At 61.7% G+C, this 16,026-nt stretch carries 13 protein-coding genes; all 13 read right to left on the reverse strand.

Translation table 11 applies throughout. The features are described from left to right. Positions 1-59: 59 nt before the first annotated feature. Positions 60-2,645, reverse strand: coding sequence for an NfrA family protein (locus ACSOSP_RS05575; RefSeq protein ID WP_455309992.1), 2,586 nt, complete (start codon positions 2,643-2,645; stop codon positions 60-62). Further along, complete coding sequence (locus ACSOSP_RS05580; RefSeq protein WP_455309993.1) at positions 2,642-4,858, reverse strand: glycosyl transferase family protein; 2,217 nt, start codon at positions 4,856-4,858, stop codon at positions 2,642-2,644. The genes ACSOSP_RS05575 and ACSOSP_RS05580 overlap by 4 nt, the downstream gene beginning before the upstream one ends. Next, positions 4,855-7,107: a cellulose synthase gene (locus tag ACSOSP_RS05585; RefSeq protein ID WP_455309995.1), complete on the reverse strand. Its 2,253-nt coding sequence runs from the start codon at positions 7,105-7,107 to the stop codon at positions 4,855-4,857. Before ACSOSP_RS05585 ends, ACSOSP_RS05580 begins: the two co-directional genes overlap by 4 nt. Before the next feature lie 179 nt (positions 7,108-7,286). Next, complete coding sequence (wecB, locus tag ACSOSP_RS05590) at positions 7,287-8,483, reverse strand: non-hydrolyzing UDP-N-acetylglucosamine 2-epimerase (protein WP_455309996.1); 1,197 nt, start codon at positions 8,481-8,483, stop codon at positions 7,287-7,289. A gap of 560 nt (positions 8,484-9,043) precedes the next feature. Next, positions 9,044-9,364, reverse strand: coding sequence for an H-NS histone family protein (locus ACSOSP_RS05595; protein WP_455309998.1), 321 nt, complete (start codon positions 9,362-9,364; stop codon positions 9,044-9,046). A gap of 245 nt (positions 9,365-9,609) precedes the next feature. Then, a complete protein-coding gene (locus ACSOSP_RS05600; protein WP_455309999.1) occupies positions 9,610-10,782 on the reverse strand; it encodes an NAD(P)/FAD-dependent oxidoreductase in 1,173 nt (390 codons plus the stop codon). Positions 10,783-10,856: 74 nt separating this feature from the next. Beyond that, positions 10,857-11,222: a cupin domain-containing protein gene (locus tag ACSOSP_RS05605; protein ID WP_455310001.1), complete on the reverse strand. Its 366-nt coding sequence runs from the start codon at positions 11,220-11,222 to the stop codon at positions 10,857-10,859. A 30-nt stretch (positions 11,223-11,252) separates the two neighbouring features. After that, on the reverse strand, positions 11,253-12,089 hold the full coding sequence (locus ACSOSP_RS05610) for a substrate-binding periplasmic protein (RefSeq protein ID WP_455310002.1): 837 nt from the start codon (positions 12,087-12,089) through the stop codon (positions 11,253-11,255). Between the two features lie 86 nt (positions 12,090-12,175). After that, positions 12,176-12,838, reverse strand: a complete 663-nt coding sequence (locus ACSOSP_RS05615) for an amino acid ABC transporter permease (RefSeq protein ID WP_455310003.1) — start codon at positions 12,836-12,838, stop codon at positions 12,176-12,178. Next, positions 12,835-13,470, reverse strand: a complete 636-nt coding sequence (locus ACSOSP_RS05620) for an amino acid ABC transporter permease (protein WP_455310004.1) — start codon at positions 13,468-13,470, stop codon at positions 12,835-12,837. The genes ACSOSP_RS05615 and ACSOSP_RS05620 overlap by 4 nt, the downstream gene beginning before the upstream one ends. Positions 13,471-13,475: 5 nt before the next feature. Then, positions 13,476-14,291, reverse strand: a complete 816-nt coding sequence (locus tag ACSOSP_RS05625; protein WP_455310005.1) for an amino acid ABC transporter ATP-binding protein — start codon at positions 14,289-14,291, stop codon at positions 13,476-13,478. 197 nt (positions 14,292-14,488) lie between these two features. After that, positions 14,489-15,019 (reverse strand): MarR family winged helix-turn-helix transcriptional regulator, encoded by a 531-nt coding sequence (locus tag ACSOSP_RS05630; RefSeq protein ID WP_455310006.1) that lies wholly within the window; start codon positions 15,017-15,019, stop codon positions 14,489-14,491. 24 nt (positions 15,020-15,043) lie between these two features. Then, on the reverse strand, positions 15,044-16,024 hold the full coding sequence (locus tag ACSOSP_RS05635) for an ornithine cyclodeaminase family protein (protein WP_455310007.1): 981 nt from the start codon (positions 16,022-16,024) through the stop codon (positions 15,044-15,046). Between the last annotated feature and the right edge of the window lie 2 nt (positions 16,025-16,026).

Below are 16,026 nucleotides of genomic sequence, written 5' to 3' on the forward strand. Positions count from 1 at the left end.
CGATAGACAACGCGAGCGCTCCGCCAGGAGCGTTCGCGTACGAATACCGGCAACGTCAATCAGTAGGAATAGATGGCGCCGAAGAACAAGCCGCGTGAGCGGTCGTCGCCGGTAATATGCCAGCGATATTGCACCGACAGATCAACGAACGAACGCGGCGTGTCGTAGGCGCTGTCGCGCATCCAATAGCGCGTCGACACGCCCACGCCCGCGCCGGCCGGAACGCGATGATCGATTGACGAGTCGTAGTCCGCGCCGAACACCGCGTACGGAAACACGGTCAGCTTCGGGCTGATCGAATCGATACGGAAAGACCGTCCGCCTTCAATGTTGGTCGTCGCGTAACACGTCGCCGCGTTCAGGTAGCAGCCGCCTTCCGCGTACATCTGCACGGTCCACCACGACGGCGTGTCTATGCGGCGCTCGGTGCCGACACCACCCGAATACGCGAGCCGCGCGAGCCAGTCGTTGTTCACGTGCGAGCCGATCGGGAAGATATGCTCGAACGCAAAGATCGTGTTGATGCTGGTGAAGGGCTTGACGCGCGCACCGACCACGTTTTCCAGCGTCGATACGCCGCTCGGGCCGCCGTCCCTAACGCCAAAGTTTTCGTAACCGCGCGTATAGACTTCGAACATCCGGTCCCCGAGGCTGCCGAACGGCCGCCAGTATGCCTCCACGCCAGCCTGCCAGTTGTTCGCAATGCCTGGCGACGGCGTAGACGCGAAGCCGGGCTGCAAGCCCGCGCTGCGATAGTTCGTGGATACGTTGAACCCCCAGTCGCGCGTCACGTTGGCGTGCGCGCTACGCATGTCGAGCAGTTGCTGCGGCGTCGCGGCCGTGTCGCCCTCGGCGGGCGTGATGCCTGCGTCGATCGCGCGTTCGAAATACATCGCGGCGTCCTTGTTCTCGTGCGCCTTGGCTGCGGCATAGGCCGCATCGGCATTCGCCCTGGACGGCAGCTCGCCCGCTGCGTCCGCCCGGGCGAAACGCCGGTACGCGTCGCCGTTTTCACCGGCACGCTGCGCAATGTAGGCAGCGCTCAGGCCGGGCATGCCGTCCAGCAAGCCGGCGCGCACGGCCGCCTTGGCTTCACGCGTGGCGGCCGCACTCTGGCGATCGTTCGTCAGCGCGTTGATCAGTTCGATTCGATGTTGTGGATCATCTGGCGCCGCGGCGACAGCCTCGCGCGCAAATTCGACGGCGGCCTTTGTGTCGCCTCGCTTGGCCGCCGCGACAGCATTTCGCGCAGCCGCAAAACCGGGATCGGCGGGATAGACGTAGCACAACGCGCCAAACTCGGTGGCATTGCAGGCGATATCCGGACGCAGTGCGGGGTCGATGGGCGCGCTCGTCGCGGATACGTTCAACGCGCCCGCCGCGAGCAACTGCTTCGCTTTGTAGCGACGTGCAGCGAGCGGTGGATCGGTGTCGTCGTTGACGAACTTGAGGGGCGCGAGCAGATCGAGCGCGCGTTGCGGCTGGCCTTCCTTATTCCACACATCGGCGATGATCGTATGCGCCACTCGCTGGTCGCGCTGCGTCGCGCCTGTTTCCTGCAACGCCTTCGCGAAGTCCGCGTCGGCCAGTTCAAGCTTGCCTTGCGCCGCAAGCGCATAACCGCGCAGCGTCCACAGCATGATGTGGTCGCCCGCGTCTGCAGTGCCGTACGCAATGCCATAAGCAATGCCGTCCGACGCCGCAGCCTCCACGCCGGGCAGATCGTTCGCGGCGAATAGCGCGTCGATCAACTGGATCCGGTAGCCTGTCCTGTCGGGCGCATAGGTAATCGCCCGGCGTATCAGCTCGATCGCCTGCGGAACGTCTCCCTGACATCGCGCGGCGAACGCGTCGCTGGAAAATTTTGGCGCGAGCCGATTGCCGATATAAGAACGACGCAAACGCAATGCGTCCGTATCGCCGAACCGCTTGACCGCGTCCTCGTCGACAGCAAACGCGGCGGCGTCCTGTCCCGCGTTGCTCGCTGCATCGATCTGAAGCAGGCGCAACCGCAGCAGATCCGGACGCAGCGCGATGGCTTCGCTTGCAGCCTTCGCCGAGCCGGTGAAATCCTTGCCGGCGTAAAGCGCATACGCACGTTGCGCGGCAGCGAAGGCGGCGCCCGTGAGCGGCTTCTCGTCCCCTCCTCCGGCGGCGGATGCCGCAGATGCATCAGCCGCCTTGCGTTTTCCGAGCGCGCTTCGGGTGTGCGCGGCGGCACTCGCCGATCTGCTCAACGCTTCGATCTGCGTGCGCCGCGCAACCAGCGCCCGATCCGGGCCGATCTCGACAATCGCACGGCTCAGCGAAACGGCTGCCGCCTCGTAGTGGTGCCCCGCCGCCAGCGAGTTGGCGAGGAGCAGGCGCAACGACACTACATCAGGACGCTGACGGATCGCTTCGCGCGCCTGCGCTGCACTCGTTTCGTAATCGTGACGCGCGAACGAAGCGTAGCCCTCTTGTGCAACACGATACGCGGCGCCGGAGAGCGGCAGCGGTAACGCGCCGGATGCGCCGGATGCGCCAGATGCGGCCTGCGCCGCCGTGCCCAAGCACAGCGCAGCCGCAACGATCGCTCCGGCCACATGAGCGCCGGACGCGAAAGCCGCAGACCTGCAACAGTGGGGTATCACATCGAGCTTCATTGGCGATTCGCCTCATCGCCGCGCAAACGATGTTGTTCCTGAATCACGTTTTCGAGTGCGGCGCGCGAGATAACCTCGCGCGCCACCATGTAGTCGCCAATCAGGCCATGCAGATCCGGGCGATAGCTCTGCAGCGCTCCTTCGAAACTGGCGCGCGTCACGTGTCCGAGTTCGATCAGCAGATCGCCGATCAACGGCACGCCGCGCCGAGGCGCCGGCACAGCGTTCGCCTCGGCATCCCCCGGCAACCTGCGCTCTCGCAGGTCCTTCGCGGTGTCCGTTGCAATGGGCGCCGGCCCGGTAATGTCCACGCCGCGCAGCAGCCGGATTCCAGACGCGATATCGCCTTCACGCACGATCCGCTGTGTGACGGGACGCCCAAGCTGGCTTACCAGATACGCGAGCGGCGCCTCGCTGATCGGGTTGGCCGTCAGCAGGATCGCGCGGCCTTGAGCATCCTCGCCTTGCGGAATCACGCGATGCCGGACGATATCGGCAAGCGGCAATTGTTCGGCGTCCTGAGGCAGCCGTTCAGGATCGAGCGACCCACGCTCCAGGTCCGACTGGAACGCAATCGCTTCGGCGAGCGTTTCCTCGTCCAGCCAGCCTTTTGCCATCAGCACGCGGCCGAGCGGCGCTTCGCGCGCATGGCCTTCGTTCAACGCGAGTTCGAGCTTGGTCGCATCAATTGCCTGCCACGAAACCAGCAGTTCCCCAAGCCGCTGACGCGCGTTGCCGAGTCCGTCTTCCGACGGAAAGTCATGCATCGTCTTGTCCCACGCGAGCCGCTTGCCGGTCATGAGATGCCCGATAAACAGCTTCCACGCGCGCGACACGGCCATGAAATTGATGAAGTTGCCAACAACCATCCGCGGCACCGACAGCAGGCCGTGTTCCCATCCATACAAGCGGGTGACGAAAAAAATCCGTTGAGCGACGCGCAACAGCAGCGCGCAGGCGTTCGCCCACAATACGAAATCCAGCCACTTTGAATCGGAAAACGGCGAAGCGAACAAGCGCGGCAACACACCGGACATACTGGCGAGGGCGAACAGCAAGAATTGGAGCACCAGCCCATAAGCGAGTATCCCGACAAACGCCGTGACAATGCCCTTGCGATCGCGCAACAGCAAATAACGATTCGCAGGCGAGCCGCTCCAGCCGGTCTGCTTCCAGCCCTGCAGGCCAATGCCGAGGGTCCAGCGCGCCCGCTGTCGATACGCAGTACGGAACGTATCGGGGAAAAATTCGCGCACGCACAGCGGCATGGTCAGCATGAATTCGCGCTCAGGCCCCAAGCCGAACCAGGACTTTCGGCGCGTGGCGAACTGCACCGGAAAGCGCGCGAAAATCGAAAGCATGCCCATTTTTCCAAGCCGCTCGCCGACGTCGTAATCCTCGGTCAGGCTTTCGGTATTGAACGGCTGGTGGTTCGTTTCTTCAAGCAACGCGAGCAATGCGCGGCGTGAAAAGCACGTTCCCACGCCGGCCGACGGCACCGTGCCGGACAGGCTTTCCCGCACCACAAGGTCCTTCGCGTGCCATTCGGCGAACTCGTCCATATACGTGCCCGCGACGAGTTCGAACCAGTTGCGTTCCAGCGACGCCACCGGCAACTGGATCATGTCCTTGCGCGGCAACAGATAGTTGAAAAAGCGCAGCTCAACCGGATGCAGCACGTCCTCGCTGTCGTGCAGCACCACGCCCGCGAATTCGATGTCCGCCTCTTTTTCGTACCGGAAAATGGCGGCGATCACCCAGTTCAGGCAATCCGCCTTGCACGTCGGACCGTCGTGCGGTACCTCGACGCGCCGCAATTGCTTGTAGCGGCGACGCATCCGCTCCACTTCGGCGATGGTCTGCGCATCGTTCTGATAGGTGCCGACGAACACCACATAGTTGCGGTAATCGAGCACCCGCACCATGTCCTCGATCATCGATGCAATCACGTCGTACTCATGCCAGGCCGGCACCATGATCGCAATCGGCTGCTGGTCGTGCGCATACAACTGCGCGGTGGTCAGCGGCTTGTGCACGCGCTGCACCGTGAAGCGCCGCAGGATCTCGCGACACCAGTACCACGCGTCGATGAAAAGGTCATCGAGACTGGACAGCAGGATGATCGTCGCGACCACCGCGGCCACGTACTCGAGTCCCTGGTAGTAATGCGCGACCTCGAAGCCTGCGTCCCAATTCAACGGCGCGACAGTCACGTCTTGTCCCGATGCCTGCGGCGAGCGATCGACGCGACCAGCAGCAGCACGAGGAACAGCGCGATCAGCGCCGCCGGAATGCCCCAGCGCCACGCGTTCTGCGTGAACCACGAAGTCCCGGTATCGGGTTGAATGACTTCACCCGGATGCAGCGTGTCGAAGCGTTTGGCCACGCCGCCCGCATCGACGAGCGCCACGTCGCCCGGCGTCAGTTGCAGCGAGGCCGTCAGCACCGGCGCGGTGTCGCCGGTCGCACGATAAACAATGCCGGGCTCGCCATCCGCCCTCACCGCGCCGATCAACGCGAGATTCTTCAGGCCCGAGACATCGGCGAGCATCTTGCCCGACGCATCCGTCAACGTCAGGCGGTCTTGCGACAGCATCGCGTGTGAGGATTCGCCTTTCAGCGCGATATCGGCGGCAAGGAACGGCCCCTTCGGCGCAAAAGCTTCGCCGTTCGGCGCGACCGACAACGCCGTGCGCGCCGGCACGATGCCGGCTGCATTCGCCAGCCGGGCGACGCGTGCGAGCGACAGCGTGGTGTCGTCGAGATACGCAGCCGGCACGATCAGCGTGGCGCTGGTCGCAAAGCGCGCGGCCATGCCGGCGAAGTTGTCGTCGAGATCGGCCTTGTCGAGTTGCAGGTTGCTCGTCGGCAGCACGGCGATGGGCTGGCCTTCCGAGCGCGCCTGGCAACCGCCTTCCGGCTGGCGTTCAAACACCACGTGCAGCAGGTTGCCCGGCGCCAGCGCGTAGTGCGGTACGTGCGCCGTGATCCGCTGCGGCTTGCCGGTGGTGTTCAGTAACTGCGCGCCGATCAGCACGTCGTTGAAATAGATCGCGGCGGTTTGCGCAGCGCCGTTGAGCGTGGGCATCGCCGATACATCGAGCACGACCGCAGACGGGACTTTACCGTTGCCCGACACCGCGCCGAGGTCGAAATTCGCGTCCCACGTGGCGCGGCCGAGCACATTGAGCGTGCGCGGCTGGCCGCCGAGCGCCGACAGCGAGATCGCATCGACATCCGCATTCTGCGCGCGGTCGATCTGATGCACGACCAGGCGATCCGACACATCGATTGCGCGCCAGGCACGTGCTAGCACCGCAACGCCGTCGTTATCGCCAACGACGATGGCGACCTGACCGGCCAGATGCGCGATGCGCACTTCGCCGGCTGCAAGGGGCCCGGCGATCGGGCTAATGGAACGGGTGCGCCATGCGTCGAACTCGGTGAGTGCGGTGGCGTCGACTTGCGTGCGCAGTGCGTCAAGTTCGGTCTTGAGCGAGCCACGCAAACGGTCGTCGGCGATGATCACATCGGGCGCGAAGCCGGCGCGAGGTGCGAGCGCCACCAATGCGCCAGCTTCTGCCGGGTTCGCCAGTTTGTGCACGCCGCCCGCGGCAAGCGCGGCGAATGCGGGAATGGCCCGCAGCGCGTCCGGCACGGTGACGCCGCTCAGGTCGACGGTGTCACCTGCGACTGGCCATGCGCGCGTGACCGGCGTCTTGCCTTCGCGCTGCAACTGCGCTTCGGCGCGCCAGCCTGCATCGAACGCCGGCGCCGCGACGCCGCGCGCGCCGGTCATCACCACGGGCGCCGGCGGCATCGCGCTCCACGCGGTGCGCAAGTCGTTGATCGCGGCGGGATCGAAGCTGTATGTCAGGCGGGAATTGGGTCCGATCCGCAGCACATTGCCGATCGCCGTCTGGTCGGCACAGACGTTATCGTTAATCACCGACAACCAGCCGAGACCAACACGAACGAAGCCGCTCGGCCGCGCCGCACCGTCAACGCCGATCGTGGCTGCGGCGTCGCCTTGCTGCTGTGTCAGCGCGCGGGCGAGAACAGGCGCGCCGTCCAGCGACAGCAGCATGGTCGTGCGGCCGCCGTCGGCGTGCAGATACGTGCCGTCGAATTGAAAGGTCGCATTGGAGATCGGCACATTGACCGGCACCGGCAGATAAAGCTCCTGGCGCGCATCCGGCGCGTGCAGGACGACCGGGTCGTGCATCCCGAGATCAGCCAGCGACACGTTGCGTGTCGCCATGCGGCCGTTGCCGAGTTGCGCGAAAGCAGCGGCGACACCGGCGGGCGCGGCGGTGGGCGCGGCGGCGGTGGCAACGGCCGGAGCACCCGGCGATACGGGCGCGGCAGAGGCTGTCAGGTGCAGCGCACAAAAGACGGGCCACGCTGCGAAGGCGGCTAATCGACGGGCTGCATGACGGCGAGAAAACGGTTTGATGGTCAAGAGTGTTATCTCAGGATTAGCATGCGGCGCGTTCAAAATATCGGCAATGCACGGCCGGCAGACGCAGCGGCCGCGCGCTGGTTCCATGCGGTATTGCGAGGGTGTTATTGCTAAAACGGCGTACAGCACCGGTTGCGCACCTCCGCGCAAGGCACGGCGACAGCCGGCGCGCAGGGGTATTACACGAATTGCTTCGAGCGGGTCTTGCTCCCGGCGTTGAGCGGCAAGCTCTGCGCTCCCTGCGTGAACTCCTCGAAGGGCCGGCCGGCCAGCGCGGCGACGATGCGCCCCGCTGCATGACCGTCGCCGTACGGGTTGATCCTGCAAGCGAACTGGTCGCGTGCGCCCTGATCGTCGAGCAGCGCACTGACCGCATCGACAATCGACGCGCGCCGTGTACCGACCAGTTTCACGGTGCCGGCCGCAACCGCTTCCGGCCGTTCGGTGACATCGCGCATCACCAGCACCGGCTTGCCGAGTGCCGGGGCTTCTTCCTGCACGCCGCCCGAGTCGGTCAGGATGATCGACGCGCGCTGCATCAGCCGGACAAAGCCCACATAGTCGAGCGGCTCGATCAGGTGAACGTTGGGCAGCTTGCCGAGGTTCTCCTGGACCGGGCCGCGCACGTTCGGGTTCAGGTGCACCGGATAGACGATCTGCACGTCGTCGCGGCCGGCCAGTTCGGCCAGCGCCGAGCAGATGCGTTCGAAGCCCGTGCCGAAACTTTCGCGGCGATGGCCGGTGACGAGCAGCACCGGTTTTGTGTCGTCGATAAAGAGCAGCCGCGCGTCGAGCTCGGCGCGCAGCGCGGCGTCCGCGTCGATGCGGGCAACCGTCATGAACAGCGCATCGATGACCGTGTTGCCCGTCACGATGACCCGCCCCGACAGCGACTCGGCATGCAGATTGGCTTTCGAGCCGGCGGTGGGCGCGAACATCAGGTCACTGATGACATCGACGAGACGGCGGTTCATCTCTTCCGGCCACGGCTGCATCAGGTTGCCGGTGCGCAGGCCCGCTTCGACGTGGCCGACCGGGATCTGCCGATGGAACGCGGCGAGCGTGGAGGCCGACGCCGTTGTCGTGTCGCCGTGAACCAGTACACGATCGGGTTTTTCTGCGGCAAGCACGTCGTCGAGCGACGCGATCAAACGCGACGCGAGGCCATTAAGCGTCTGATTACCTGTCATCAGCGCGAGGTCATGATGCGGAGTTATGTCGAACAGCTCGAGCACCTGGTTGAGCATTTCGCGATGCTGACCGGTTACGCAGACAATCGATTCAATAGAAGGGTCAGCCTCGAGCTGCTTCACGAGCGGCGCCATTTTGATGGCTTCCGGGCGTGTGCCGAAAATAGAAAGAATTCGCGCTGACATGATTTTCGGTCGTTTCCAAGTTTGATCCTGGTCCGTAGCGCGTGCTGTGTTGGACCCGAGTTCATGCGAGCGCTAACCGGGTGGATCTGACTGGCGCCTGGTCTCTATATAAAACCTGCGGACATACGCGGTGAATCCCATTTTCCGGACTCGCAGGATTTCAAACGTCCTACGATTTGAACTGCTGGCGCGCATTTTACCCTGCCAGATATCATCTGATAGTGATTTTCAGGCCTGTTAATCGTCAGGCATTGTCAACTCGCCGAGAGCGGGCTTTTCGTAAAAGCGCCGGGGCAGAGTTTGCCTCGCGCACTGGCTTGATTCACAGGAAGCGAGGAGTGAAACAGAAGCGAACCGGCGGCGATTATCGAACGATCGGACGTAAATCCGTGCCGCGCGGGTGTCGACTAATTAAAAGCTTGGGATGGGTCGATCGACGCAACGTTCGACGAGTACTGGCTCGCCAATGACGAGTTGCACACGCAATAACGCCGGGATTTCGGCCTGTGCGGCTGATTATCTCGAACGTCGCGGATCAGGCGCAAAGGAACGAGAAAGCCTCACTGACTGCGAAACAAAGACGGCTGGATCAGGAAATCGTCACGGTTCTTGTCTGCGATCCACTGGGGCGCCCGTCCCCGCCCGCTCCACGTCGCCCCGGTTGCCGGGTCGCGGTACTTCGCGTTGGCGACTGGCGGGACCAGACGGGCATGAGCCCGGGTTCCTATCAGTTCCTGCAGGGAGATTTTATATTCCCTCATTTTCGCGACGATCTCCCGCAGCGCGCGATCTGCTTCCTGCTGGCGTGCTTGCTCCAATTCGTGTTGAAGCGCTTCGCGCTGCGCCAGTAGTTCTTTCAAACCAGGCATTACCGTTTCCATATTTTCCGAAATCAATTGGGTCGAGTTGACGCGGCCAAGGGCCGCTCGTCCACCGAATATTAACCGCTATGCCGGGACTCTTGATAACGGATATTAAGGAGACGCTTATCAGGCCCGAAACAAGTGCCGCCTCCTTTGGGTTGCGGCATTCATTCCCCTAGGAGCGCTTTAGCTGCGAATTGTTCCTTCTATTAGCAATCGCCTAAACGACTCTAGGCCGCCAGGCCGCGAAACACCGCGCCGCGCTAAACGACGTTCTTTTCCACGATCGGACGTCCCTCGATCACGCGTTCCCAGCTCAGCGACGACAGGTCGAGCGAAGTGTACTTCCCTGAGAGAATCAGTTCGCTGACGCCACGTCCGGTCGCGGGACCCTGCTGAAGCCCATGACCGCTGAAGCCATTTGCGAACACACAATTTTCGATGTCCGGGTGATAGCCGATAATTGCGTTCTGGTCGAGCACGTTGTACTCATAGTAGCCCGACCAGCAGTTTTCAACGCGCAGGGCTTCGAACTCGGGAACACGGTGAGCAAGCGTCGGCCAGATGACGTCGTCGAAGATGGCGTGATCGACTTCATCCAGCGGCAAGTCATCCGGATCGTTGTCTGGACTCGGCGACGTGCCGCAAATATACGTCTTCCCCTCAGGCCGGAAATAAACACCGGTCGGGTCGATCAGCAAGGGACAGTGCTCCAACCGCGCAGGCGACGACACATTGAAAATGCTCCGGCGCCGCGCGAAAACCGGAATATCGATGCCCATCATCTGCGCTGTCTTGCGCGCCCACGCACCCGCCGCATTGACCACCGTGTCGCATGCATGGCGCTCGCCGTCGCTCGTCACAGCATGCGTGACCCGCCGGCCCTCCCGCACCAGTCCGGTCACATCCGCCGCGACGTATCGCGCACCCAGCGACTGCGCCTTCTTGCGAAGCGCCTGCACGAGACCATAGCCGTCGAACCACCCTTCCCCGCTTTCACCAAACGTGCCGGAAACGAGATCCTCAACGTTCAGCCAGGGAAACTTCGCGTGCAGTGCGTCCTGCGCCATGAGCGTGATGTCGGCGCCAAGCTTCCTTTGCAACGCGTGGTTTTCACGAAGCGTGGCTTCCCCGGCTTGCGTGGCGAGGAACAGATAACCGCCTTCGTGCAACTCGATCGCCGGCTTGAAACCATCGACTTCAAGAAGGTCGCCGATACCCCGAAGAAACTCGATCCCGTACAACGACATTTGAATGCAAAGCGGCGTCGAGAACTGCTGCCGGATCGATGCGGCCGACAGCGCCGACGATGACTTCGCGTAGCTCGGGTCGCGCTCGATCACGGTCACCTCGACCGTCGGGTCTGAAGCACGCAGAAAATAGGCGATCGAACTACCGATTACCCCGCCGCCCACAATAACAACCTTAGAACTCACGACTCACTCCAAATGGTTGTAGCCTGACGCCTCGCGTTCGCGAGCGCGTTCCCTAAAGCAGCTTTTTACACCAACTACGCCTGCTGCCGGATATTCCGGTAGATCAGCATGACCATGCATCCGTTTTCCGACGCCGCCGTATGAAGCGTTCCCGGCGAACGCACGCAGTACTGTCCGCGCAGGTAGGTGCGCTCCTCGTCCGAAAAATCGCCGTGGAGGACGTAGATCTCCTCGAATAACTCATGACTGTGCGAACCCATACTCGCACCGGGATCGACTTTCATCAAGACAGTCGATTCGCCGTTAAATGGATTCTCGAACAGCGTCACAACATCGAACCCCGGGGCGTCTGTCGGCTGCCATTGAAGGGTTGCCGCATCGAGAAAATGCGAGCCCGTCACATCAGGACCCAACGCGACGCCCCTGGCCAAACTGATCATTGCCTCTCCTCCTTGCGAGCGGGTCATTCGTTACTGCACCAGTCGCGGTGCGCCGACGTCGGCGGCGGTGGGCGCGAGACCGTGAGCCTTCAGGATCCGCGCGATATCGCCGGACTTGTGCAGATCCGCGATGTCCGCGCTAAGGGCATCGCCGAGAGCCTGGTTCGACTTCGTATAGGGAAACGCGGTCTGGCCCGGCTGAACCGATGCCGGCACCCTCGGGTCCGGCTTCACGGCCATGATCTTGATCGCGGAATAACCGCCCTTCATCTGGTCGTATTGCGCAACGGCGAAGCTGTCCGTGCCCACGTCAATCCGGCCGGCCGCCAGATCCTGAGCCATGGCGACCGGGTTGGGATAGAGCGTCACCGAACTGCCGAGCACTTTCTGCAAGTCACCCGTCCAGAGATAACCCTGAACCGAGCCGACCCGCTTGCCCTGCAAACCGGCGATCGTGTCGATACCCTCCTTGGAGATGACACCCATCTGATCGAGATACATGGGCCCGCTGAGCCCCAGGACCTTCGCGCGGTCAGCCGTCCGGTACCAGTCCCCCATCCCGATGTCCGCTTTTCCGGACACCACCGACTGGATGACGGCCGCCGGGTCCACCGTGCTGATCGAGAGCTTCAGGCATTCCTTGGCCGCAATCAACTTGACGATATCGCCGTCAACGCCGCCGATGTCGGTGCTGCCCGCCGGAATCGAATAGGGAGGAAACACCCACGCCGCAACCGATAAGGTACCCGAAGTAATAGTCGGAAAAGTGTGAGCAGGCTTGCACTGATCCGCGAAGGCAGAATAGGTGACGCAAGATAGCAGGAAGCCCGCACACAGCTCCCCCAAAAATTTCGCTGACGTTTTCATGCCGTTTTCCTTGTGGTGGCTTCAGTGGAGGGATATTCACGAACAGCTAAGCAGTAAACTAAGCAGCAAACATGGAGCGCATTGGGCTATCGAACCGCGTGACGTCCCAATCTTCGTTCGAGCACGGAGACAAGCAATGTTGCGGGAATACAGATGACAGCGAACATCAAGCCGGCGAGGATCAGAACCGGCATATATTCAAAGGTCGTGGAGCCGATATTCGACGCCCGGCTGACCAGCTCGGGAAGCGCGATCGTGAAACAGAGAGACGTCGCCTGAAGCATCATGATCGAAAATCCGAGCAGCGCGGGCAACGCAACTCGCAGGCCTTGAGGAACAATCACGAAGCGCAAGGCATCGACGCCATTGAGCCCGATGACTAACGCCGCCTCCTTTTGTCCATAGGGGACGGCCTCAAATCCTGCCCGGATGATCTCGCTCGTATAAGCGCCGGTGCAGCACGCCAATGCAACCACTGCCGACGCGAACGACGACAACGTAAGACCTGCCGTCGGCAACCCAAAATAAACAAACTGAAGCAGGATCAGAACGGGCGCTCCCCTGCCGATTTCAACGAACGTCAGCGCGATGATCCGGATTGCCCTGGACTTTGCGGGCACCGCAAGCGCCAGCACGAGCCCTAGCGGAATGCCTATTGCGAGGCTCAGGGCGGTGACCTCGAGCGAAAGGCCATATCCGTCGATGAGCTCGGGAAGCCAACCCTTCCAGAGGTTCAGAAGCGCCATCATCTCGATACCCTCGAACGCAATTGAACATCGGCCCAGCGCGACAGCCACGCGATCGGCAAGCTCAGGAGTATGTAGAGAAGTGCCGCGGCCGCGTAGACGCTCAGTCCCCGGAACGTCTGCTGGGAAACGTGATACGACTGGTAGGCGAGGTCACTTACGCCGATCGTCGAAGCAACGGCGGAGTCCTTGAGCAAGCCAATAAGATACGTAGCCCCGGACGGCAATGCGATCCTCGTCAACTGCGGCAGAACGACGTCGCGAAACTGCTGGCTCCTGGTCAGGTTCAGCACCTTCGCTGCTTCAAACTGCCCCGGGTGAATAGCGGTCAATGCGCCTCGATAGATTTCAGACATATTGGCTGCCGTTACCAGGCCGAGGCCCACCACGGCCGCTGTAAACGGGCTCATCGCGATGAGGCCGTTACCAATGCCAAAGAACACGAAGAAGAGCCAGACAATCGGCGGAATGGATCGGCACGAAACAACAATTGCCGTCGATGTGAGCCGCAACACGCCATTCGTCGAGAGACGCATCGCGCAAAGCGGCAATCCAAGCGCCCCACCCAGAACAAACGAAACCAGCGTGAGTGCGATTGTCCACGGGACGCCTGTTAGGATCGCAGTGAGATCCATGATCATTAGCGGTCCCTCACGGCGCTAAGGAACTTTGCTGCGCGTTCCGTCTTCGGTGCACGCATGATGTCGGCGCTGGGCCCTTCCTCGAGTATGTGACCTTCCGCCATCAGGATCACGCGGTCCGAAACGTTCTCCGCAAAATGCATCTCGTGGGTTACCACGATCATCGTCATGCCTGATAACGCGAGTTCCTTCATGACCGCCAGCACTTCGAGGCCCAACTCCGGATCCAGTGCGGAGGTAGGTTCGTCGAACAACATGATCTCCGGTTCGAGGGCCAACGCGCGGGCAATCGCGATTCGTTGCTGCTGCCCGCCTGAACAACGGGCGGGATACTGGCTCGCCTTGTCTGCAAGGCCAACGCGCGCCAGAAGTTCTATCGATTTAGCATCGGCGTCCTTCCTGGAGCGTCCCATGGTGCGCTCCTGCGCAAGACTGACGTTGCGCAACACGGAAAGATGGGGAAACAGATTGAATGACTGGAACACCATGCCGATCTTCCGGCGCAATGCGACAAGGTCGCGCCGGGCAGGCGGGCGTCCCGCATCGATCGTTACGCCGCCGATGGTCACCCTGCCTTCGTTGGGCGGCTCGAGTTGATTGATACACCGGAGCAACGTGCTTTTTCCTGAGCCGCTGGGACCAATGATCGCGATGACCTCGCCCACTTGCATCTGGAAGGTGATGTTCTCGAGCACCCGATGCGCGCCATATGTCTTGCTTACCGATTCAACGCAAAGTATCGGCTCGCAAGCAGGCCCCGAACGCTGCGATGCGGCGGGCCCAGACTCCAGGAAAGAGGAAGCGATACTATTCATGGAACTCACTCCGTGAACTTCTTGCCAGGCTGGTTTCGGCACGCCCGTCGCGCACCCGCGCCTGCCAAGGTTGCCTCGGACCGCCGCTCGTTCAGTTGATTTGACTAAGCCAAAAAGCGGGCCTCAAGTGATGCTTTCTAATCATGTAGTGAGGAAACCGAATCAACTTCCTGCGGCCCACATTTACCTCAATCGCTTCACCATTCATGGCGAAACTGCATTAACTTGTTCAGGACCTGATCGAGAAGCGCACGCTCTGACGAACTCAATCCGCTCAGCATCGTGGATTGCCGGTCAATAGCAATGGGAAGCACGCGTTCATAAAGCTTCCGGCCACTTTCGGTCAGGATGAGCCAGCTCTCTCGCCGATCCAGCGGGTTGGTCTTGCGCCGGATCATCTTCCTTCCGCTCAGTCGCGTGACCGCACGGCTGATGCTGTTTTTCGGACGGCCGGTTACCTCGCAAATTGTCTTGGCGGCCATTGGACCGTGTGAACTCAGGCAACTCAGCACGTTAAACTCGTCGCGGCCGACATCGAAGTCACGACTCATCGCTGAAAAGCACGGCTCGGTGTAGTAGTTCGACCAGAGCGTGAAGCGCCATGCGTCGCTGATCGGTCCGTTCGTGACAACCGAAGCGAACACGTCGTGTGCGTAAGCGGCGCCATCCGATGCCTTTGGCTCTGCCTGCGGATCTGTTACCTGTGCGTCCTCAACCGTACTAGCCATATCTGTTCACCCTCGAATTCGACACTATCGATGTGGAAATTCGGACAGCCATTCCGCCACCATCAAATCCAGATGCCCCCCGCCACCGTTCTTGAAGAGCGTAATTTCCTGCGGGTTGCGTCGCCCAGGAACCTTCTTCCTGCACAGGTCGAACAAGTCTCCCCGGATAGCCGACATATCCAGGATTCCGCTCTTTAGCGGTTCGAATATGTCCCCGCAGTGCTCAGCCGTGAGCTTCCTATGGTCGACAAACACACTTGATCGAAGAATCGCGGCGTCGTTGGTCTCGCGCATGTCGGGCCTGAAGCCGCCGACCAGATCGACATGGCAGCCTTGTTTCAGCCACTTCCCGTCAAGCACCGGCGTGGACGACGACGTCACGCACACCACGATATCCGCGTCCGCAACACTCGCCTCGATATCATTAGACACATGAAAATTGACGGGCAGAAACCGCTCTTCCACCAACTGCTCCGCCCTGCTGCGATTGCGGTTCCACACGTCAATCCGTTCGATGCTCGGGCAAACCGCATGCAGGTATGCCAGATGCGTGCGCGCCTGAGCACCCGCGCCGAGCACGACCAGTTTCGTCGGCTTGAGCGGAGCGAGATAGCGGGCCGCAAGCGCAGAATCAGCCGCGGTCTTGCACCGGGTAAAACTCTCGCCCACGATAAAGGACCTGAAGTGCCCATCTAACGGGTCGACCAGTGCAAACGCGGAATGAACCGTGGGTGCAGGCGCGCTCAATTGACCGTTGTCCGGAGAGATCGAAACGATTTTCGCGCCCATCGATCCGTCCGCCCGCGAGGCCGCCCAAACGAGCATCTCAGCGCTGGGCCGCTCAGTTCTCGATACCGCCGTATAAAGCCGGCCTATAGTTTCGTAGTCTTCCAGATGCTTCTTTTCCAATGCATCGATCAATGCAACAGGCGAAAGCCGTTCCAGCATCGCGTCGGAATCAATCACGCGAGGAAGGACTTGTGTCGTGGTGGCGTCGCTTCGCATAT

This window comes from Caballeronia sp. KNU42 (assembly GCF_053760385.1).